At 68.4% G+C, this 19,441-nt stretch carries 15 protein-coding genes; 13 read left to right on the forward strand and 2 right to left on the reverse strand.

The window, feature by feature from the left end:
* Nucleotides 1–13 precede the first annotated feature (13 nt).
* On the reverse strand, nucleotides 14–679 hold the full coding sequence (locus NOV86_RS04985) for a glycerophosphodiester phosphodiesterase (RefSeq protein ID WP_267640153.1): 666 nt from the start codon (nucleotides 677–679) through the stop codon (nucleotides 14–16).
* A 142-nt stretch (nucleotides 680–821) separates the two neighbouring features.
* Between NOV86_RS04985 and NOV86_RS04990 the strand changes: the two genes are divergently transcribed.
* The 8 genes from NOV86_RS04990 (at nucleotide 822) to NOV86_RS05025 (ending at nucleotide 10,006) form a co-directional block, all read left to right on the forward strand.
* Nucleotides 822–3,161: a sensor histidine kinase gene (locus NOV86_RS04990; RefSeq protein ID WP_267640154.1), complete on the forward strand. Its 2,340-nt coding sequence runs from the start codon at nucleotides 822–824 to the stop codon at nucleotides 3,159–3,161.
* A 111-nt stretch (nucleotides 3,162–3,272) separates the two neighbouring features.
* Nucleotides 3,273–4,370: a mandelate racemase/muconate lactonizing enzyme family protein gene (locus NOV86_RS04995; RefSeq protein WP_267640155.1), complete on the forward strand. Its 1,098-nt coding sequence runs from the start codon at nucleotides 3,273–3,275 to the stop codon at nucleotides 4,368–4,370.
* The gene (locus tag NOV86_RS05000) at nucleotides 4,367–5,884 is read left to right on the forward strand and encodes an aldehyde dehydrogenase family protein (RefSeq protein ID WP_267640156.1); all 1,518 of its coding nucleotides are present in this window, start codon (nucleotides 4,367–4,369) and stop codon (nucleotides 5,882–5,884) included. Before NOV86_RS04995 ends, NOV86_RS05000 begins: the two co-directional genes overlap by 4 nt.
* A 109-nt stretch (nucleotides 5,885–5,993) precedes the next feature.
* A complete protein-coding gene (locus NOV86_RS05005; RefSeq protein WP_267640157.1) occupies nucleotides 5,994–7,061 on the forward strand; it encodes a zinc-dependent alcohol dehydrogenase family protein in 1,068 nt (355 codons plus the stop codon).
* A gap of 192 nt (nucleotides 7,062–7,253) precedes the next feature.
* On the forward strand, nucleotides 7,254–7,958 hold the full coding sequence (locus NOV86_RS05010; protein ID WP_267640158.1) for an SDR family oxidoreductase: 705 nt from the start codon (nucleotides 7,254–7,256) through the stop codon (nucleotides 7,956–7,958).
* 128 nt (nucleotides 7,959–8,086) lie between these two features.
* A complete protein-coding gene (locus NOV86_RS05015) occupies nucleotides 8,087–8,518 on the forward strand; it encodes an SCP2 sterol-binding domain-containing protein (RefSeq protein ID WP_267640160.1) in 432 nt (143 codons plus the stop codon).
* Nucleotides 8,519–8,576: 58 nt separating this feature from the next.
* Nucleotides 8,577–9,236 (forward strand): helix-turn-helix domain-containing protein, encoded by a 660-nt coding sequence (locus NOV86_RS05020; protein ID WP_267640161.1) that lies wholly within the window; start codon nucleotides 8,577–8,579, stop codon nucleotides 9,234–9,236.
* A gap of 65 nt (nucleotides 9,237–9,301) precedes the next feature.
* The gene (locus NOV86_RS05025) at nucleotides 9,302–10,006 is read left to right on the forward strand and encodes an SDR family oxidoreductase (protein ID WP_267640162.1); all 705 of its coding nucleotides are present in this window, start codon (nucleotides 9,302–9,304) and stop codon (nucleotides 10,004–10,006) included.
* Here NOV86_RS05025 and NOV86_RS05030 read toward each other — a convergent pair.
* Nucleotides 9,991–11,751 (reverse strand): sensor histidine kinase, encoded by a 1,761-nt coding sequence (locus tag NOV86_RS05030; protein WP_267640164.1) that lies wholly within the window; start codon nucleotides 11,749–11,751, stop codon nucleotides 9,991–9,993. The genes NOV86_RS05025 and NOV86_RS05030 overlap by 16 nt on opposite strands.
* Nucleotides 11,752–12,670: 919 nt before the next feature.
* Here NOV86_RS05030 and NOV86_RS05035 point away from each other — a divergent pair.
* The 5 genes from NOV86_RS05035 (at nucleotide 12,671) to NOV86_RS05055 (ending at nucleotide 19,292) form a co-directional block, all read left to right on the forward strand.
* Nucleotides 12,671–13,966: a M48 family metallopeptidase gene (locus NOV86_RS05035; RefSeq protein WP_267640165.1), complete on the forward strand. Its 1,296-nt coding sequence runs from the start codon at nucleotides 12,671–12,673 to the stop codon at nucleotides 13,964–13,966.
* 120 nt (nucleotides 13,967–14,086) lie between these two features.
* Nucleotides 14,087–14,701, forward strand: a complete 615-nt coding sequence (locus tag NOV86_RS05040) for a TetR/AcrR family transcriptional regulator (protein ID WP_267640166.1) — start codon at nucleotides 14,087–14,089, stop codon at nucleotides 14,699–14,701.
* Nucleotides 14,701–16,143, forward strand: a complete 1,443-nt coding sequence (locus NOV86_RS05045) for an MATE family efflux transporter (protein WP_267640167.1) — start codon at nucleotides 14,701–14,703, stop codon at nucleotides 16,141–16,143. Before NOV86_RS05040 ends, NOV86_RS05045 begins: the two co-directional genes overlap by 1 nt.
* 146 nt (nucleotides 16,144–16,289) lie before the next feature.
* On the forward strand, nucleotides 16,290–17,663 hold the full coding sequence (locus NOV86_RS05050; RefSeq protein WP_267640168.1) for a sodium-dependent transporter: 1,374 nt from the start codon (nucleotides 16,290–16,292) through the stop codon (nucleotides 17,661–17,663).
* A gap of 210 nt (nucleotides 17,664–17,873) precedes the next feature.
* On the forward strand, nucleotides 17,874–19,292 hold the full coding sequence (locus tag NOV86_RS05055) for a sodium-dependent transporter (protein WP_267640169.1): 1,419 nt from the start codon (nucleotides 17,874–17,876) through the stop codon (nucleotides 19,290–19,292).
* The last annotated feature ends 149 nt before the right edge of the window (nucleotides 19,293–19,441 follow it).

The following is a 19,441-nucleotide window of genomic DNA, read 5'->3' on the forward strand; positions in this document are numbered from 1 at the left end:
GAGCGAACCGTCGTCAGTCGAGAATCCCGCTGCGGTCCGAGGTGACGCCGTCCACCCCCCGGAGGGCGAGCAGCCGGGCGATGGCGGCGTGGCGGATGGTCCAGACGTTCACCTCGATGCCGGCGTCGTGGGCGCGCTCGACCAGCCGCGAGAGGAGACAGAGCCGGTAGTGGGGGTGGACGTACGAACAGCCGAGGTCCCGGGCGGTCGCGACGGGCCGGTCGCGGAACCGGTCGGTGAGGAACGCGGTCGGCACGGCAGCATCGGCCTCGCGCATCTCGCGGAGTGCCTGCTGGTCGAACGAGGAGACCATCGCCTCGCCCTCGTGGTCGGCGAGCAGGGCCGCCACGTCGGCCGCCACACCCGTCTCCTTGAGTTCGACGTTGACGGCGACCTCGGGTGGAATCGCGTCGAGCACCTGCGCCAGCGACGGGACGCCCGCGCCGGAGTCGAGCACGTCCAGCGCCTGCAGGCCGTCGAAGGTGTGGGCCCCGACCGGGCCGGACCCGTCGGTCACGCGGTCGACCGTCTCGTCGTGGTGGACGACGACCTCGCCGGAGGCGCACCGGCGCACGTCCACCTCGACGACGTCCGCCCCGGCGGCGACGGCGTGTTCGACGGCCGGAACGGTGTTCTCGGGGGCTTCGTCGGCGAAGCCGCGGTGGGCGATCAGTCGCACGGGTGAGACCTCGGCGGCGAGTGGTTTACGCGTTTCTCCTGGGAGCGAGCGACCGCCGCGACCCGAGGTGTCGATGGCTGCCGCCGGCGGCTGGTGCCACCCGCTAGCAATGGTCTTGTAGGTTCCACGCCAACCCTACCGCATGGAGACCGTCCGGGTCTGTCTCGCTGACGGGTCCGGGAAGGACTGGCCGAGGCACGTCTCGGCCGGCCTCGCGGACCACGGTCACTACGACGTGGTCGTGACGACGACACTGTCGGAGACGCTGTCGGCACTCGACGAGCAGGTGCACTGCCTCGTCGTCGGGACGACCCTCGACGGCGACGACGGCGTCGACCTGCTGGACGCGGTCGCCGACACGTCGGACACCACGTCGGCCGGCACGGTGTGCCTCTTCCTGGCCGACGACGACGCGGTCGCCCGCGAGGCACTGGTCCGGGACGTCAGCGAGGTACTCGCCGCGAGGACCGTCACGGACGACCCCGACGTGCTGGTGAAGCGAGTTGTCCGCCACACCACACCCGCCGAGGCGCGCCCGGCGGGCCCGGGCGACACCCACAGGGCCGCAAAACCCACCGCAGCCGGCGAGCCGACGCTGGACCCGGTCGGCACGGCCGCGACGGCACTGGTCGACGCGCGGACCGCGATGGCCGCCCTCGAGGGCACGACCGGGGCGCTCGTCGAGTCTGACCTGTGCGACGGTGCCTGGGCCGTCCTCGCCGACGAGAGCGCGAGCGCGGCGGCGGGCACGGTCACGGCGCCGCCGGAGAACACCACCGAGCGCCTCGCGGCGGCGTCAGCCGAGGCCGGGTCGTCGGCCCGCGGGACCGGCACGGAATCGAGTTCGGGCGAGGTCCTCGTCGCGCTCACCCACGACGGCGACCTGTATGGGCTCCTCGGGCTCTGCGGGGTCCGGACCGCGGTCGACCGGCTCGACGCACTCGGCCGGGTCGTCGGCCACGCGCTGGCACGGATTCACCGCGAGACCGACCTGCGGCGGTCCGCACGCCACCTCCGGGCGGTCGTCGATTCGATGCCACAGCTCGTGACCATCAAGGACGCCGCGGGCCTGCACGTGTTCGTCAACGAGGCCGTCGAGGCCGCCGACGGCCCCGGGCGCGAGGAGATCCTCGGCAACCACCTCACCGATATCGTCGACAGCGAGGCCGCAGAGACGGCCTGGGCGAACGACCAGGCGGTCATGGCGTCCGGCGAACCCGTCACCGACGAGGTCACGGTCGCGGTCGACGGGGTGCCCCGGCTGTACGAGGTGACACACGCACCGCTGTTCGACGAGACGGGCGCGGTCGAGGGCGTCATCAACGTCGCCATGGACGTGACCGACGACCGCCGCCACGTCGAGCACCTCTCGGCGCTCTACCACGGGACCGAGCGCCTGCTGCTCGAGGAGACGCCGGGGGACGTGGCCGAGCTGGCGGTCGAGCTGTTCGCGGACGTGCTCGACTACCGGCTGACGTGCGTCTACACCTTCGACCCGGAGCGCGACGAACTCGCGCCACAGGCGTGGTCAGAGGAGCTGGCAGCCGTCGCCGGCGACCCCGGAGCCATCCCGCGCGACGGGGGCGCGGCGTGGGAGTCGTTCGTCAGCGACGAGGCCCGGACCGAGGTGACCGAGATAACCGCCGACGGCGACCGGGTCCCCTGGGGCGACTTCGTCCTCCCACTCGGCCGGCACGGCGTGGTGGTCGTCGGGACCACCGACGAGACGCTCGCGCCGGGGGACGAGGCACTCGCGAAGGTCCTCGCGGGGTCCATCGAGGCGGTGTTGAACCGGCTCGACCGCCTGCAGGCGCTCCGGGACCGCGAGACGGAACTCGCCCGCCAGAACGAGCGCCTCGACGAGTTCGCGTCGGTCGTCAGCCACGACCTCCGGAACCCCCTCTCGGTCGCCCGGACGTACCTCTCGCTCGCCGAGAGCGACGACGGGGACGCCGACTTCACGCCGGAGATCCGGGAGGCGCTCGACCGCATGGACGACCTCGTGACCGACGTGCTCGCGCTCGCCAGGCAGGGGCGGGTGCTCGGCGAGACCGAGCCGGTCGACCTCGCGGCCACGGCCACCGTCTCCTGGCGGGTCGTCGACACCGGCGACGCCACGCTCGAACTGGCCGACGACCTCGGGACGGTCGACGCCGACGCGGTCCGGTTGCACCAGCTCTTCGAGAACCTGTTCCGGAACAGTGTGGAGCACGGTTCCCATCCCGAGAACGACCAGCCCACCCTACTCACCGTCCGTATCGGTCGCCTCGACGCCCCCGACAGCGGGTTCTTCGTGGAGGACGACGGGATCGGCATCCCGCCCGACCGGCGCGAGGCGGTGTTCCAGCGGGGTGTCACGGGCTCGGCAGACGGGACCGGGTTCGGGCTCGCCATCGTCGCGGCCGTGGCGGAGGCCCACGGCTGGGAGGTCCTCCTCCTCGAGAGCGAGCAGGGAGGCGCGCGATTCGAGTTCCGGACGTGACTCGGTGGGCGCGAGAGCCGGACAGGCCTGGATTTCGAGGGCCCATCACTCTTAAACAGCCCCACCCATCCGTCTGAATCCTTAGGTGACTGCCCTGTGAGCTAGTGGCATATGCAGATAACCGGCGTCACCCAGCACCACCTGAGCCACCCGCTCGACGGGTCGTTCGAGCCGACGTGGATTCCGGGCTATCCACAGTCGAGCCACGAGGTGGAACTGTTCGAGGTCGAGACGGACGAGGGCATCACGGGCATCACGGCCAGCCCCAGTTTCGCGGGCGGGCTGACGTACGAGACACCCCTGTCGCTCTTTCTCACCGGTGAGGACCCCCACGACGTGGACGCGATCCGCCGCAAGCTCCAGAGCATCGACCTCATCGGCCCCCGGCCGTGGCACATCGAACTCGCGCTCTGGGACATCGTCGGGAAGGCCGCCGACAAGCCGGTCTACGAGATACTCGGCGGGAGCGACGACCCCATCCCGTGCTACGCCAGCACCGGGGAGGTGCAGGACGCTGCCGAGCGCATCGAATACGTCCAGGACCGCGTCGACGAGGGGTTCCAGGCGGTGAAGCTCCGGGTCACCCGGACCGAGGACATCGAGCTGGTCCGGGCGGTCCGCGACGCGTTCCCGGACCTGCCCCTGATGGTCGACGCCAACAAGGGCTGGGCGGTCCGGGTCATGGAGGAGGAGGTGCGGTGGTCGTACAAGGACGCCCTGCGATTCGCCCGCGAGCTGGAGGACGTGGGCGGCATCGAGTGGCTGGAGGAACCCCTGCCACGCCACGAGTACGAGAACTACGCCCGGTTGCGGGCCGCGACCGACGTGCCCATCGCGGGCGGCGAGTTCAACAACGGCCCCCACCACTTCCACGAGTTCCTGTCCCGGGACGCCCTCGACGTGGTCCAGCCCGACGCCGCGCTGGCGACCGGGATTCGCGGCGGGGTCGGCGTCGCCTCGCGGGCCGCGGACCACGGCGTCGAGTTCGTGCCCCACACGTGGACCAACGGTATCGGTTTCGCGGCGAACCTGCACGTGATGGCCGTCGCCGGGTCGCCGTGGTGCGAGTTCCCGATGGAGCCGCCGTGGACTCCCGAGGTACGGGACTTCCTGCTGACGGAGACCCTCGACCACGAGGACGGCTACGTGACGCCCCCCGACGGACCGGGGCTCGGCGTCTCGCTCGACCGGGAGGTGCTTCCGGAATGAGCCTCCCCGAGGACGTGCTGGAGAAGCACCGGACCGTCGCCGCGGAGGCGATTCCCGAGGACGAGTACGGCCACCTCGTCGGCGGCGAGTGGGTCGCGAGCGAGTCGGGCGAGACGGCTGCGACGACCGACGCGACCACGGGCGAGGAACTCGCGCGGTTCCAGCAGGGCTCGAAAGAGGACGTGAACCGCGCCGTGGCGGCGGCACAGGACGCCTTCGAGGGCTCGTGGGGCGAGAAGACGCCCCAGCAGCGCGCCGAGTTGCTCCACGAGATCGCCGACGAACTCGAGGCCGAGAAGACCCGCATCGCCCGGCTGGACAGCCTCGAGGTGGGGAAGCCGAACAAGCACTCGCTGTTCGTGGACACGACCATCCTCATCGACCAGTTCCGCCACTTCGCGAGCCTCGCCCGGACCGCCGACGAGGGTCGGGTGCCGCCGTCGGGCGACGACAAGCTCATCCACACCCGACAGGAGCCCTACGGCGTCGTCGGCTGCATCAGCGCGTGGAACTTCCCGGCGATGTTCGTCGCCTGGAAGCTCGGCCCGGCGCTCGCGGCGGGGAACAGCGTGGTGTACAAGCCGTCTTCGCGGGCGGTGCTCTCGACCCTGGAGATCGCCAAGATCGTCGACCGGGTGCTCCCGCCGGGCGCCCTGAACGTCGTGACCGGCGCGGGGAGCGTCGTCGGCGACGCCATCACCGGCCACGAGGGCGTCGGGAAGGTGAGTCTGACTGGTAGCACAGCCGCCGGGCAGGCCGCGATGCGGAACGCGGCCGAGCACATCCACCCCGTCTCGCTGGAACTCGGCGGGAAGAGCCCGAACATCGTCTTCCCCGACGCGGACCTCGAGGAGGCCGTCGAGGGGACGCTCGTGAGCATCTTCTTCAACCAGGGCCAGCAGTGTACCGCCGGCTCGCGCCTGTTCCTCCACGAGGACGTCAGGGAGGAGTTCCTGGAGCGGTTCGCCGCCCGCGTCGAGGAACTGACCGTCGGCGACCCCCTCTCGCCACTGACGGACATCGGGCCGATGGTCGACTCGGACCACCGCGCCGAGGTCGAGGACCACGTCGAGACCGCGACGTCCGAGGGCGCGAGCGTCCTGCTGGAGAAGCCGGTCCCCGACGAGCTGGCCGAGGCGCCCTTCGTACCACCCGTCGTCTTCGGCGACGTGGCCGACGACTCGCAGCTGTCCTGTGACGAGGTGTTCGGGCCGGTGCTCGCCGTGTTCGAGTTCGAGAGCCAGGACGAGGTCGTCGAGCGCGCCAACGACACCGAGTACGGCCTCGCCGCGGGCGTCTGGACCTCGGACCTGAACACGGCCCACGAGGTCTCGCGCGACCTCGAAGCCGGGATGGTCTGGGTGAACACCTACAACGACATGTTCGAGCCCGCACCGTACGGCGGGTACAAGCAGTCCGGCATCGGCCGCGAACTCGCGGTCGAGGCGATGGCGGCCTACCAGCAGACGAAGACGGTGAAGATGAGCTTCGGCGACATCCCGAACCTGGGGTGAGTCCGGGCTCTCCCGCGTTTCTGCGGTTCCCGAGCGACAGCACCCGCCAGTTTTATAATATTTAATCATTACATTTAAGCTACCGCGGCCTGAAGTATTCTCCATACCCATGCGCGCAGTCGTCTTCCAGGGAACTGGCGAACCGCTGTCGGTCGAGGAGGTCGACCGACCCGAGTGCGACGAGGACGGCATCGTCGTCGAGACCGAGGCCTGCGGAGTGTGCCGGAGCGACTGGCACGCCTGGCAGGGCGACTGGCAGTGGATCGGGATGATGCCCACGCCCGGCCTCGTCTTCGGCCACGAACCCGCCGGCACCGTCGTCGAGGTCGGCGAGAACGTCGACCGGTTCCGGCCCGGCGACCGCGTCACGAACCCGTTCAACCTCGGCTGTGGCTCCTGTCACCACTGCCGGAGCGGCCGCGGAAACATCTGCGAGCGCTCGGTCCCGATGGGCTTCCTCCCCATCCAGGGCGGCGCCTTCGCCGAGTACTACCCCGTCAGGAACGCCGACCACAACGTCGTGAAACTCCCCGATGGCGTGGACCCCGTCGACGTGGCCGGCCTCGGCTGCCGGTTCGCGACCGCCTTCCACGGGCTGGTCCACCGGGTCGACGTGACCCCCGGCGACTGGGTCGCGGTCCACGGCTGCGGCGGCGTCGGCCTCTCGGCGGTCCACATCGCCGACGCCCTCGGCGCGAACGTCATCGCGGTCGACCTCGCGGAGGAGAAACTGGAGCGTGCCCAGGAACTGGGTGCAGACCGCCTCGTGAACGTCAACGAGGTACAGGACGTGCCGCAGGCAGTGAAGAAGCACACCGAGTCGTCGCGAGGTGCCGACGTCGCGGTCGACGCACTGGGCATCGCCGAGACCTGCCAGAACGCGATGAACTCGCTCGGGAAGGGCGGCCAGCACCTCCAGATCGGGATGACGACGAGCGACGAAGGTGGGCAGGTGTCGCTCCCGGTGGACACCATGGTCACCGACGAGCGCGAGTTCTACGGCTCGTTCGGGACGCCGCCGAACGAGTACGACGAGATATTCCGGATGATGGAGACGGGGAAGCTAGAGCCCGGCCGCATCGTGTCAGAGCGCATCTCGCTCGACGAGGTGCCCGGCGTCGTCGAGAACCTGGGGGACTACGACACGGTCGGGATTCCCGTCTGCGATACGTTCTGAGTCGCGGCGGGCGATACCTGGAGGCGGTGCGGGGAGTCCGCACCCAGAGGCGGGTCGTCGAGGGCGCTCCCGCGCTCGCACTCTTCTTCGTCTGGTGTAGAGAAAGGGCTCGAACCGGTCGTCCCCTCGCCGGTTACCCCGGGTACCAGACCGGTGCAAATCCATAAAGCGCAGTCCCGAGTAGAGCGGTCTATGCCGACAGAGAAGGTAGCGATAGTGACAGCGGCCGGGAGTGGTATCGGCGAAGCCTGTGCGCGGCGACTTCACGAGGACGGGTACACGCCGATTCTCCTGTCACCGTCGGGGAGCGCCGTCGAGGTCGCGGACGAACTCGGTGGAGACGGGTTCGAAGGCTCGGTGACCGACCCTGCTGACCTGGCGACCCTCGTCGAGACGACGTACGAGCGCTACGGTCGAATCGACGCGGTGGTGAACAACACGGGCCACCCGGCGACGGGCGACCTTCTCGATATCTCCGACGAAGCGTGGCACGACGGGCTCGACCTCGTACTGTTGAATACGGTCCGGATGGCGCGACTCGTCACCCCCATCATGCAGGACCAGGGGCACGGGGCCATCGTGAACATCTCGACCTTCTCGGCGTTCGAGCCGTCGAGCGACTTCCCCGTCTCGTCGGTGCTTCGCGCTGGACTCGGGAGTTTCACCAAACTCTACGCCGACCGATACGCGTCGTCCGGCATCCGGATGAACACCGTCCAGCCGGGGTTCGTCGACAGTTACGAGGTGGATGCAGAGACGAGGCAGCGGATCCCGATGGAACGCCCGGCTCGGACCGCAGAGATCGCAGACACGGTCGCGTACCTGCTCTCCGCCGACTCGAGCTACATCACGGGGCAGAACATCCGGGTCGATGGTGGCCTGACAGCCTCGATGTAGCCGCCGGTCCTCCCGACGACCCGTCCAGCGACGACCGACGCAGGCGGCCGGTCGGGGGGACGCAGGGGCATAAAGACACGACTCCATCCGGCGGAACGAGTAAGAGGAATCCGAGAGAAGACGCGAGCATGGCTATCGCGATGCCCAGCGAGGCGGGTGCATGGATCGACGCGTGGCAGGACAAGCTCAACGAGTCCGAGCGATACAGCGAGGTCGGCTCGGGCTGGGGCGTCGGGTTCAACGGCTCGTTCCTGTTCGTCATCGAGCCCGACGGCACCTACGACGGCGACCCGGTGTACCTCTACGTCGACCTCGAAGACGGCGAGTGCACCGAGGCGAGGCAGGTCGCCAGCGAGGACGACGTGGACTGGGGCTTCGCCTTCCGCGGGAGTTACGCCGACTGGAAGGACCTCGTCCACGGCGACACCGACGCCATCGAGGGCATGATGGGCGGGAAGTTCGACCTCGACGGTGACATGCAGAAGGTGCTGCAGTACTCCAACGCGGCGGTCGTCATGACCGAGAACGCCTCGGAGATCGACACCGAGTTCGAGTACTGACCGCGCTGGCGGGAGACCGACCCCGATTTTTTAACCGATTACGACGCCAAGTACTGCCATGAAGTCCGTAGGGCTGCGACTCCGACCGGCCGAGGGCGCGTTCCCGGGCGTGGACGAGGCGCTCGCGGGGATTCCGGGCGTGACCCGCGAGGGCATCCAGCACCTGGAGTGGCTGGCCGACGGGACCTACGCGATGCTGTACCGCGTCTCGGGCGGTGACGGGGCGGCCATCGGCGAGGTGCTCACGGACCACGAGGAGGTGTTGCAGTACGACGTGGTCGCGGCGGGAGCAGACCAGTGCTACGTGTTCGTCAACGTGGCGGAGCAGGAGTCCGTCAGTGCGTTGCTCCGGGTCCTCGATGAGCATCGCTTGCTGCTCGACCCGCCCCTCCGGGTGACCGACGACGGGCTCTGCGTGACGGTGGCCGGTGACGGCGACGCCCTGCAGGCGGCCTTCGCGGACGTGACCGAGGTGGACGTCCCCATCGAGGTGGAGTGGACCGGCGGCTATCGACCGGGTGAGCCGGCAGCCCTCACGCGGCTGACCGACCGCCAGCGCGAGGCGCTTGAGGCGGCCCACGCGCTCGGGTTCTACGAGACGCCGCGGCGGGCGTCGTTCGCGGATATCGGCGAGGCGCTCGAGTGCTCGCCGAGTACGGCCAACGAGCTCCTGCGCCGGGCCGAGGCGCGGGTGGTGCGATCGCTGCTCGACGGGTGAGCCAGCGAGGCTGCGAATCGCTCGCCGCGGCGACCTTTATACGCCCTGGGTGTCTCTCTCTAGCCATGTCGGTAACCTTCGACTTCTCCGACCGCGTCGCCATCGTGACAGGTGCCTCGGGCGCCCTCGGGAGCGCCGTCGTCGCCGCCTTCCGCGAGGCGGGCGCGACCGTCTGTGCCGTCGACATCGTCCCGCCGGACGACGAGGACTCGCTGCTGGACACCGACGACGACACCCACTTCTACGAGGCCGACCTGACCGACGAGAGTGCGGTCGAGACGCTGATGGAGAACGTCGTCTCGGGCCACGGCCGCATCGACTGCCTCTGCAACGTCGCCGGTACCTGGCGCGGCGGCCAGCCCATCGAGGAGACCGACCTCGGGGAGTTCGAGTTCCTCGTGAACGTCAACCTGAAGTCGGCGTTCCTCGCCTCGAAGCACGCCCTGCCCCACCTCCGCGAGCAGGCGGGTGCCATCGTCTCCGTCTCGGCGCGCTCCTCGCTGGAGGGTGGCGAGGGCGACGGGCCGTACCGCATCACCAAGGCGGGCATCCGCATCCTGACGGAGACGCTCGCCGAGGAGAACCTCGGCACGGTGCGGGCGAACTGCGTGATGCCCTCCGTGCTCGACACGCCGATGAACCGCGAGATGATGGAGCCGAGCGACGACTGGGTCGACCCCGCCGACGTGGCGCGGACGATGCTGTTCCTCTGCTCGGACGCCGCCAGCGTGACCAGCGGGGCCGCGGTCCCGGTCTACGGCGAGGCCTGAGAGGCCGGTTCGGCCTGCTCTGCTGGAACCTGCTCGGCGCCAGGTAGTCGCACGACGACGGTCGTCCCGTCGTCTCCTGCGGCTCCGGTATCGTCCTCCTCGCTGGGCTCGAACGAGACGGTGCCACCCAGCGCCGTGACGCCCCAGCTGACCAGCCACAGCCCCAGCCCGCTCCCGTGGGCGAGGGCGGTCTCCTCGCCCGCGTCGACGACCTCGCGCTCGTGGGCCGGGATGCCCGGGCCATCGTCGCTCACGGTGAAGACGGCGGTCTCGTCGTCCTCGACGCCGGCCAGCGAGACCGTGACGTGGGGGTCCGGGCCGTCGTCGTGTTCCAGTCCGTTCTCCAGCAGGTTCGCGAAGACGACCGCGGCGACGTCGGGGTCGGTCGTGAGTTCGAGGCCCGCCGGCACGTCGACCGTTATTCGCCCGTCGGGGAACTCGGCTCCGAGCCGGTCCGCGACGTCCCCGAGCAGGGCCGCCATCGCCACCCCCTCGCGGACCGTCACGTCCCCACCCATCGTCTGCTCGATGGTCCGGGCCTTCTCGCCGAGCGCGACCAGCCCGCGCGTCTCGTCGGCGGCGGTCGAGAGCATCCACTCGACCTCCTCGTCGTCGACCATGTCGACCGCCCCGTCGAGGTAGCCCTGCACGACGGTCAGGTCGTTACGCAGGTTGTGCCTGAGCACCCGGTTGAGGACCGTCAGGCGTTGCTTGCGCCGTCTCTCCTCGGTCACGTCCTGCAGGAGGACGGTGTAGCCGACGTGGGTTCCGGCCACGTCGCGGAGCGGGGAGGTGACGAGTTTGTAGGTCGTCGTCACCCCGTCGGTCCGGAGCGAGAGGGTCTGGTCGGACTCGGCGAGGTCGAGGTCCGCGACCCCGAGGTAGTCCACGAGTCGCTCGGTGAGTGCGGCCTGTTTCTCGACGCCCAAGGCGGCCTCGGCGGGCGCGTTCAGCGTGACGATACGGCCCTTCTCGTCCACGACGACGATGGGACTCCCGAGGTCGTCGAGGGCGGCGCGCTCGCCGGTCCGCCGCGTCGTCGGGCTGAACTCGAACATGTCGCTCCGGAAGAGCGCGTAGGTGTCGAGCGCGATGTGGGGCAGGAACATGAGGGGGACGAGGTTGAGCTGTGGCGCGGGCCCGAGGTCGAACGTCCAGAGGGTGAACGCGGCGACCGGCGGAATCGGCGTCAGGGCGACCGCCGCGGCCTGCTTGCGGTACAGTGGGCCGAAGCTCAGGACGGTGTCGAGCAGCAGCGCCATCCCGACCACCGAGACGAGGACGATGCCGACGTACTGGAACCGGATGAGTGGGGAGTGGACGTAGGAGACGGTCGCGGCGCCGAAGATCGGGTCGAGCCGGAAGTCCTGCCAGACGAGGTGGTGCCACGGGTTCGTCACCACGAGCAGGTCGAAGCCGAGGCCGAACAGCGCCACGGCGCCGAACCACGGCGTCCGGAGCAGGTGCCCGCGGCCGGTGTACGCCGCCGCGAACCCGAGGTAGCCCACGACGACGACGCTCCCGGCCAGCCAGAACAGCATCTCCAGTGCGACCCGGAGCCACAGTGGCTCGAACACAAGCATCGCCACCGCCTGCGAGAAACAGAGGACGACCTGTCCGAGGATGACCGCGAAGAACCACCGCGCGCCGGGCTTGTCGCGGAAGTCCCAGAGGTACCACAGGAACGCGAGGTTCGCGACCCCGGCGACGACTGACCCGGCGACCGGCCACGACACCCCGAACACGATACTCGAACAAGTCAGTCCCGGTACTTGGCCGTTGTGTCCAACGGGGCTGCTGGCGGACCGACATCGACAGAACTGTCGAGACTATCAGATTCCGACAACCGTGGCATGCCGAATGCAGAGAAGACAGTCAGCAAGCGGCCCTCGTTTGTTTCGACTTCGAGTCGCTGAATGCGCTGACAGACCGCGAGTGCGAGTCTACAACACTGAACCGCTGGCGTGGACTTCGCCATCTGAGTCGACTTCCAGCGTATATGTTTCGGAGTCAGCAATGCCCTCGGTGTACGCTTCTTGGTCATCGATATAAAGGGTGATGTTGCAGGTTTCTGCGTCAACCTGTCTTATGATGGTTTTCGATTCACCCGGTTGTATCTCAAAGTCCTCATCTCTACACCCTGCTTCCAGTACAACCTCTCCAGAAAAATTAGAACTAACTATTACTTCTACAATCTTTGACCCCTTACAAAACTGGGGCCACCCACACTCATCCGTGGTCGTACTGGGGTCACTCTCTGAGTTACTTTTTCCTTCAGTAGTAGCCGTTTCTGAAGTAGCGGCCGAACCAGAACCGATTGAAGATTCACCGAGACAACCTGCGGTCCCAAGAGCGGCAGAGACTCCACAGAGTCGGAGGACGTTGCGTCGAGTGCGGGGCATGACCTATATCAGAAATCAGAAGTTAAATGCTTTCTGACTGGATTATCTGTCGCCGTCAACTTCCATCCGAGGTAGATGACAGACCGAGACCTCTGAATCAACCGAACCAGCCGTGCCCGAGATGGCGAGTGGCCAAATCCCGATACGCGCCCTATATTCAGCACGACCACAACCGACTATCCGGAATCAGTGGTTTCACTAGACTCACATCGACGGTGCCGAGCAACGCCGTTTTTTCCACGGGCGTCCTAGAGGACTCCTGATGCTCGAGTATCACGTCCTGTTCGTCGTGTTGCTGGTCGGGACGGAGGCCTTCTTCACCCTCCTCTCGGTGTTGAACGTGCGGTACGGCGCACAGACCGCGCGCGCCGAGTCGGAGTGGATGCACGAGACGCTCGGCGTCGACGACCTGGACGCGGTGCTGGACTACCAGCGCGCCCGGACCGGGCTCTCGCTGGTCTCGACGTGGGTGGCACTGGGGTTCCTGCTCGTCGCGCTCTACACGGGCCTCGTCACCGACGTGGTCGAGTTCCTGGCCGCGACTGGGCTACCCGAACTCGCCCAGGGCGTCGTCTTCGTCGCCCTGCTGCTGGTCGCGGGCCAGCTCGTCAACGTCCCCTTCGACCTCTACTCGACGTTCGTGGTCGAGGAGCAGTTCGGCTTCAACAACCAGTCGCCGACGCTCTGGGTGAAGGACTTCGTGCTGGGACTGGTCGTGAGCACGCTCATCGTCTCGCTGCTGGCCGGGGCGGTCCTCTGGTTCGTGAGCGCGCTGCCCACCTACTGGCCGGCCGCGGCGTGGGCGCTGGTGGTCGGGTTCTCGCTCGCGATGCTGGTCATCAAGCCGCGGGTCATCGACCCGATATTCAACGACTTCACGCCGGTCGAGGAGTCGGACCTGCGCGACGCGGTCGACGAGGTGTTCGAGCGGGCCGGCTTCCGCTGTGACCAGGTGTACGAGATGGACGCGAGCAAGCGGTCGGGGCACTCGAACGCCTACTTCACCGGCTTCGGCCGGACCAAGCGCGTCGTGCTGTTCGACACGCTGGTCGACCAGATGGACGTCGACGAGATTCAGGCCGTCCTCGCGCACGAGCTCGCCCACTGGAAGCGCGGGCACATCTGGAAGTTCGTCGCGCTCGCGGCGGTCCAGTTCGCGGTCGTCTTCGGCGTGCTCGGTTACCTCGTCGGCCAGTCGTGGCTCTACACGATGTTCGGCCTGCCACAGGTCGAGTACGCCGGGCTGTTCGTCGCGCTGCTGTTCGTCGGGCCGGTCATGCAGCTGACCTCGCCCATCCAGAACTACTTCTCGCTGGCCTACGAGCGCGAGGCGGACACCTTCGCGGTCGAGACGATGGGCTCGCGGCCGATGGCCGACGCCCTCGCGAACCTCGCCAGCGAGAACATGTCGAACCCGTTCCCGCACCCGCTGTACGAGACGTTCCACTACGACCACCCGCCGATTCCCGAGCGCATCCGCTACATCGAGGCGATGGGCGAGGGCGGCGACGCGGGCAGCGAAGGGCCGGCCGGCGACGACGCGCCGACGGCCGACTGAGGCTGCGCCCGCTCGCGGTTGGAACTCCTTCTCGCGGGCCGTGGTAGCACACTCGAACCGGCAATCGACGCGGGAGGAAGCGTGTTTGAAGTAGCTGGCTGAATGAACGTTCAGTCAACGATGGGAGAGACGCAGCTGTTCGCGGCTGCCCCCGAGGACACCCGGGCCGCCATCATGCGGGCGACCTACGAGGCCCTCACCAGTCACGGGTACGCGAACCTGACGATACAGCGAATCGCGGACGAGTTCGAGAAGTCGAAGTCCCTCCTCTATCATCACTACGACGGCAAGGACGACCTCCTCGTGGACTTCCTGCAGTACATGGTCGAGCACTTCGAGCAGGAGACGACCTGTGCCGGCTGTTCGGACCCGGGCGACCGGCTCGACCACCTGCTCGACCGGGTCGTTCCGGTCGACATCGACCCCGAGAAGCAGGCGTTCACGGCCGCCATGATCGAACTCCGGGCGCAGGCGCCGCACGACCCGGCCTACCGCGAGCAGTTCACCGAACACGACCGGGCCCTGCGGGACCGCTTCGCCGACATCCTCCGGGACGGCATCGAGGACGGCACCTTCGCCGACGTGGACCCGGCCGCGACCGCGGACTTCCTGCTGACGCTCGTGAACGGCATCCGCCACCAGCGCGTCACCCGCGACGACGACGGGAGCGTCCCGGCGGCGCGGGCCGAACTCGACGCCTACGTGGACCGCCGCCTCCGGGGAGGTGAGCGCTGATGGGTATCTCGGACCTGTTCAAGGGCAAGGAGGAGATGGACCTCACGTCGGGGGACATCGCCCGGCCCCTGTTCTTCCTCTCGCTCCCCATCGTCATCACGAACCTGCTCCAGACCGCGTACAACCTCGCGGACACGTTCTGGCTGGCGAGGGTGAACGAGGTCGCGCTGGCGGCCATCACGTTCGGCTTCCCGATGGTGTTCCTGCTCATCTCGCTCGGGATGGGGCTCTCGGTCGCCGGGAGCGTCCTCGTCGCCCAGCACACCGGGGCCGAGGAGCCGCGCGAGGCCGAGTACGCCGCCTCCCAGACGGTGATGTTCGCGTTCGTCGCGTCCACCATCCTCGGTATCGTCGGCTACTTCGCGGTCGACACGGTCCTGTGGCTACTCGGTGCCCGCGGCGCGGTCCTGCGCGAGGCCACCCAGTACATGGAGGTCATCGCGCTCGGGATGCCGTTCCTCTTCGGCTTCTTCGTGTTCATCTCGCTGATGCGGGGGTACGGCGACACCGTGACGCCGATGCTCGTCATGTTCGGGACGGTCGTCCTCAACGTCGTCATCGACCCGCTGTTCATCTTCGGCTTCGGACCCATCCCGGACGGTCTCGGCGTGCAGGGCGCCGCCATCGCGACCGTCATCTCCCGGTTCGTCGCGACCGCGGTCGGCCTGGCCATCATGTTCCGGGGCAAGCGCGGCGTCCAGATCCGCCTCTCGCAGATGGCGCCGGACCTCCAGTTCTTCAAGAAGATGCTCGGCATCGGCGTCCCGGCCTCCATCGAGGGGACGGGTCGGTCGGTCTCGGTGAACCTGATGCTCGTCGTCGTCGCCATCTTCTCCTCCGGCTTCGTGGCCGCGTTCGGCGTCGGCATCCGCATCTTCAGCGTCATCTTCCTGCCGGCCATCGCGGTCGGCCAGGGCGTCGAGACGATGGTCGGCCAGAACATCGGCGCGGGCAAGTACGACCGCGCCCAGCGCACCGCCGACACCGCCGCCGTCGGGATGTTCGGCGCGCTCTCGGTGCTCGCCGTCATCGTCTTCGCGTTCACCGAACCCATCGTCGCACCCCTCTCCCCGAACCAGGAGGTCACCGACATCGCCGTGACCTTCCTCCGGGTCGTCGCGCCCACCTTCGGCTTCATCGGTGTGATGCGCTCGTACAACGGCGCGTTCCGCGGGTCGGGCAAGACGATGGTCTCGGCGGCCATCGCCATCACGATGCTCGGCATCATCCGCCTGCCCATCGCGTACGTGCTGTCGCGGGGTATCGACCCGGTCGCCTCCCTGCTGCCCTTCGCGACCGGGCAGGCCGGCATCTGGACCTCGTTCGTCGTCTCGAACACGCTCGGTGCCGTCATCGCCTTCGCGTGGTTCCGCCGGGGGACCTGGCGCGGCGCGGACGTGCGCGGCCAGGGCGCGGTCGACGCCTCGCCGACGGACGACTGAGAACCCCCTAGTTTTCATTTCGAAGGCAATTTGGCCGTCGTTTTTGGCTCCTGTACTGTCAACACGCATCTGTATCGACTAATCATGAACTGTACGCGGCGAACAGGCAGTTTATCAGTCACAACCAGAGACTGGCATCCACGCACATGAGCGAACGTGAAACATGGAGCACGCGAGCGGGGTTCATCCTCGCCGCGGTCGGCAGTGCAGTCGGCCTGGGGAACATCTGGCAGTTCCCGTTCCAGGCCGCGAGTAACGGCGGGGCGGCGTTCGTCGTCGTCTACCTCGCCGCCGTCCTGTGCATCGGCTTCCCGGCGATGCTCGCGGAGTTCGTCGTCGGGCGCAGCACCGAACGCAACCCCATCGACGCGTTCCGCGAACTCGGCGGGAACTCGTGGTCCGTCGTCGGCGCACTCGGCGTCTTCGCCGCCTTCTGGATCCTCTCGTTCTACAGCGTCGTCGGCGGCTGGGTCATCCGGTACATCCTCGGGAGCGCTCAGGGCGCGTACTTCGCGGACCCCGGCGGCTACTTCGGCGCCATCTCCAGTGGCCCCGGCGCGCTGGCGCTCCACGCCGTCTTCATGGCGCTCGTCGTCGGCGTCGTCGCGCTCGGCGTCGAGGACGGCATCGAGATGGGGACGAAACTGATGGTCCCGGCCATCGTCGTCCTGCTGCTCGGCCTCGGCGCCTGGGTCGCGACCCTCGACGGGGCCGCGGCCGGCTACGCCTACTACCTCTCGCCCGACCTGAACACGCTCGCCGACAACATCGGGAGCGTCCTCCCGGCCGCCGTCGGCCAGGCCTTCTTCACGCTCTCGCTCGGGATGGGCGCGATGGTCACCTACGCCTCCTACCTCGGTGACGACGACTCCCTGCCGGTCGACGGCGGGCTCATCGTCGGCCTGAACACGCTCGTCGGCCTGCTCGCGGGCCTCGTCGTCATCCCCATCCTGGCGACGCAGGTCTCCGTCGAGGCCATCCGCGAGACCAGCGGCGCCGGCGCCGTGTTCATCTCGCTGGCCGAGGCGTTCGGCCAGCTCCCCGCCGGGCGCGTCCTCGGCGTCGTCTTCTTCGGCGTCCTCCTGCTGGCCGCGCTCTCCTCGGCCATCTCGCTGCTGGAGGTCGTCGTCTCCTTCGTCACCCGGAACACCGGCTGGGACCGCAAGCCCGCCGCCGGCGTCTTCGGCCTCGCCGTCTTCCTGCTCGGCATCCCGACCGCCTTCAGCGCCTCCCTGACCTACGCCGGCACCGGCGCACTCACGTGGTACAACGACCTCGCGTACAACCTCCTGCTCCCCATCTCCGTCCTCGGCGTGCTCGTCTTCGTCGGCTGGCTCCGCGACGACCACGCGACCGAGGAACTCACGAAGGGGACCGCACTCGGCCGCGACACGGCCGGGACCTGGATCTGGGCGATGCGGACCGTCGTCATCGTCGCGGTCGTCGTGACCCTGTTCCTCGGCGTGCAGGACCTGCTCGTCGCCGCGAAGGTGCTGGCCGACCCCGTCGTCGCGGTGTAGGGCTGCTCACACCCAGACACCCTCTCACGGGCCGTGGTGACGACACCCACGGCACGAAGTAACCCGATTACGATTTCTCGGTCGTCCGCTATCTTTCGCTGAGAGACGACGCGGAAACCGCCCTTAGACCGACCATAAGACGTGCTACCGGCGAGTTGACGATTCGACGGTCCGCAACCACTATAACGGAGAGTCTGGCAGTGGGCAACAATGGCACGTGAATCGTGGACATCGAGAATCGGGTTCATCCTCGCTGCCGTCGGGAGCGCCGTCGGCCTCGGGAACATCTGGCGGTTCCCGTGGATGACCGCAGAGAACGGGGGTAGCGCGTTCCTGGTACTGTACCTGGCCATCGTCCTGGCGGTCGGCGTCCCGGGCCTGCTGGCCGAGTTCGCCATCGGCCGGCGGGCGGGCAAGAGCCCGGTCGGCGCGCTCGAATCGCTCTCCGGCTCGAAGCACTGGGGCAAGGTCGGCCTCATCACGGTCCTCGCCGGCCTCGTCCTGCTGTCGTTCTACAGCGTCGTCGGGGGCTGGATCCTCCGGTACTTCTTCGCGAGTGCGACCGGGGCGTACTTCGCCGCACCCGGAGAGTACTTCGCGAGCATCGACTACGGCCTCGCCGCGGCGGGCTTTCACGTCCTGTTCCTCGGCATCACGGCCGGCATCGTCGCGAGTGGCATCCGCGGGGGCATCGAGCGCGCCACGACGGTCATGATGCCCATCGTCATCCTGATGCTCGGCGCGCTCGCCGTCTGGGCAGGCGGCCTCTCGGGGGCAGCCGACGCCTACGAGTTCTACCTGACGTTCGACGCGAGCTACGTGCAGGCGAACGCGCTCGACATCCTGCTGTCGGCGTCGGGGCAGGCGCTGTTCACGCTCTCGGTCGGCGCGGGGACGATGATCACCTACGCCTCCTACATCGGCGAGGACCGGTCGCTCCCGGCCGACGGGAGCATCATCGCCCTGCTCAACACCGGCGTCGGCGTCCTCGCGGGCTTCGTCGTGCTCCCGCTGCTGTTCTCGACGCCGAACGTCGACCCCGCGACCAGCGGCCCCGGCGCGCTGTTCGTCGGCGTCGCGACCGCCTTCGGCGAACTCCCCGGCGGGCGGGTCCTCGCGCTCGCCTTCTTCGCCGTCGTCGCCCTCGCGGCCCTCTCCTCGTCCATCTCGATGCTGGAGATCCCCGTCGCGTACCTCGTCGACGAACACGGCATCGAGCGCAAGGTCGCGACCGCGGGCCTCGCCGGCTTCGTCCTCGTCACCGGGACCGCGAGCGCGTTCAACGCGGAAGTGTTCGGCATCCTCGCCGGCCCGGTCGTCGACGTGCTCCTGACGACCGGCCTGTTCGCCTTCGTCGTCTTCGCGGCGTGGGTGCTCGGCGGCGACGCCGTCGAGGAGTTCGCCCTCGGGACCCGGTTCTCGACCGGGCTCGGCGACGCCTGGCGCCTCCTCATCGGTATCGCGCTCCCGCCGTTCCTGCTGTTCACGCTGTTCAACGGCATCCTCGGCTACCTCGGGATGCAGGTCGGCGCGGAGTACGTCGCCGTCGCCGCGGTGCTGGTCGCTGCACTGGTGGTGACCGGGGTCCGGCGCGTCGGCACGACCGCACAGGCCGAGGCACCGGCCTGACCACGGGACCGTTTCTCGCCGGGAGGGCCACCGTCCCGCCGGCACGTGGCCGTCGCCGGAACGCACGACCAGCCCCCACCTCGTTGGGGAAACCTTTTGACGCCGGTGCGAGTGGTTTCGAGCAATGATTGCAGGGTGGTCACCATGAC

The sequence above is a fragment of the Haloarchaeobius amylolyticus genome (assembly GCF_026616195.1).
GTDB classification, from domain to species: Archaea; Halobacteriota; Halobacteria; order Halobacteriales; family Natrialbaceae; genus Haloarchaeobius; species Haloarchaeobius amylolyticus.

What these genes read in the sequence shown, in the direction of transcription:
- NOV86_RS04990 (WP_267640154.1), top strand. Translation starts at nt 822, where the DNA reads ATGGAGACCGTCCGGGTCTGTCTCGCTGACGGGTCCGGGAAGGACTGG.
- NOV86_RS04995 (WP_267640155.1), top strand. Translation starts at nt 3,273, where the DNA reads ATGCAGATAACCGGCGTCACCCAGCACCACCTGAGCCACCCGCTCGAC.
- NOV86_RS05000 (WP_267640156.1), top strand. Translation starts at nt 4,367, where the DNA reads ATGAGCCTCCCCGAGGACGTGCTGGAGAAGCACCGGACCGTCGCCGCG.
- NOV86_RS05005 (WP_267640157.1), top strand. Translation starts at nt 5,994, where the DNA reads ATGCGCGCAGTCGTCTTCCAGGGAACTGGCGAACCGCTGTCGGTCGAG.
- NOV86_RS05010 (WP_267640158.1), top strand. Translation starts at nt 7,254, where the DNA reads ATGCCGACAGAGAAGGTAGCGATAGTGACAGCGGCCGGGAGTGGTATC.
- NOV86_RS05015 (WP_267640160.1), top strand. Translation starts at nt 8,087, where the DNA reads ATGGCTATCGCGATGCCCAGCGAGGCGGGTGCATGGATCGACGCGTGG.
- NOV86_RS05020 (WP_267640161.1), top strand. Translation starts at nt 8,577, where the DNA reads ATGAAGTCCGTAGGGCTGCGACTCCGACCGGCCGAGGGCGCGTTCCCG.
- NOV86_RS05025 (WP_267640162.1), top strand. Translation starts at nt 9,302, where the DNA reads ATGTCGGTAACCTTCGACTTCTCCGACCGCGTCGCCATCGTGACAGGT.
- NOV86_RS05035 (WP_267640165.1), top strand. Translation starts at nt 12,671, where the DNA reads ATGCTCGAGTATCACGTCCTGTTCGTCGTGTTGCTGGTCGGGACGGAG.
- NOV86_RS05040 (WP_267640166.1), top strand. Translation starts at nt 14,087, where the DNA reads ATGGGAGAGACGCAGCTGTTCGCGGCTGCCCCCGAGGACACCCGGGCC.
- NOV86_RS05045 (WP_267640167.1), top strand. Translation starts at nt 14,701, where the DNA reads ATGGGTATCTCGGACCTGTTCAAGGGCAAGGAGGAGATGGACCTCACG.
- NOV86_RS05050 (WP_267640168.1), top strand. Translation starts at nt 16,290, where the DNA reads ATGAGCGAACGTGAAACATGGAGCACGCGAGCGGGGTTCATCCTCGCC.
- NOV86_RS05055 (WP_267640169.1), top strand. Translation starts at nt 17,874, where the DNA reads ATGGCACGTGAATCGTGGACATCGAGAATCGGGTTCATCCTCGCTGCC.